Genomic DNA, 1244 nt, shown 5'->3' with positions numbered 1-1244 from the left:
CCTCGCTGACGTGGCCGGCGACGGTCCCGCACTGGAGTTCGCGATCGGCACCGGACGGGTGGCTATACCCCTGCTGGAACGCGGCGTGTCGGTATCCGGCATCGAGCTTTCGCAGCCGATGGTCGATCAGCTGCACAAGAAGCGGGCAGACATCCCCGTTGTGGTCGGCGACATGGCGACCAGCACGATGCACGGGCATTTCGCACTCGTATACCTGGTCTGGAACAGCATCAGCAACCTGCGAACCCAGGCTGAGCAGGTTGCCTGCTTCCGCAACGCGGCCCGTCACCTAGCGCCGGGCGGACGGTTCGTCATCGAGTTGTGGGTTCCTGGCATCCGCCGTTTCCCGCCCGGGCAGGCAGCAGTGCCCTTCCACATCGGCCAGCACCATATCGGCTTCGACACCTACGATATGGCCACCCAACAGGGCACGTCGCATCACTACTGGCGACACCCCGACGGAACGGTGACCTACGGCGACAGCAATTTTCGCTACATCTGGCCGGCCGAATGCGACTTGATGGCCCAGCTCGCCGGGATGTATCTCGAGCAACGTTCTGCCGATTGGAGCGGCGGGCCGTTCAACAGCGACTCCGAGAGTCACGTCTCGACCTGGTGCAAGCCGGTGTGACACCCCTCGACGCCCGGATCTGCCGCGATCCGGTCGCTCGCCGGCCTGGGAGCGGCATTGCTGGCCGGGTGCGGCGATGTCTCCCGGTGGACTGGTCGATCGTGGAAACGAACGAGCGTCTTCTCGGTGTGTGCCTCTATGGTGCGAGGGTGCCTGGACTCGAAGTCACCGACGATGCGACATGGCTGAATGCCTTCGGTGTGGTGCCCCAAACGGAGGAGGCCTCGGGCGACGAGTACGTGAGGGAACTCCGAATCCCGATGGACGACGCAGCGGAGCTTCACATCACCTGGGATGTCACGGATGGCAGCGTCCGTGTCCGTCACCGGAGAGCAGAAGCTGTCGTGGTCGACCTGTATCGCGAGCAGGCAACCCTCTTGAGTGCAGAGAGGAACGGAACCATCGCGGCGCTGGTCGTGGAATACGGCACCTCCGATGCCGTGGGACGTGTTCGTGTTCAGGTGACGCCCGAGGTGGTCATCGAAGACAAGTTCCTACGCACCTGAGACGCACTCATATGCCGTTGCGACACGAGGTCGCACTTTGCGAGTGGACTCGCAGTTAGGAGGGTCGACATGGTGTCGGCTGTGTAGTTCCGGGCGCGTGCTCGATG

Annotated in this window: 2 protein-coding genes; both read left to right on the top strand. The window is 63.5% G+C overall.

Translation table 11 applies throughout. The features are described from left to right. Positions 1–631: class I SAM-dependent methyltransferase (locus AB0O15_RS47995; RefSeq protein ID WP_364334949.1), on the top strand; the 631-nt coding region annotated here is incomplete at its 5' end. An 86-nt stretch (positions 632–717) separates the two neighbouring features. Beyond that, positions 718–1137, top strand: a complete 420-nt coding sequence (locus AB0O15_RS47990) for a hypothetical protein (RefSeq protein WP_364334946.1) — start codon at positions 718–720, stop codon at positions 1135–1137. Positions 1138–1244: the final 107 nt, after the last annotated feature.

It is taken from the genome of Actinoplanes sp. NPDC089786 (assembly GCF_040684855.1).
In the GTDB taxonomy this organism is placed as follows: domain Bacteria; phylum Actinomycetota; class Actinomycetes; order Mycobacteriales; family Micromonosporaceae; genus Actinoplanes.
This window is presented reverse-complemented; position numbering and strand designations above follow the sequence as displayed.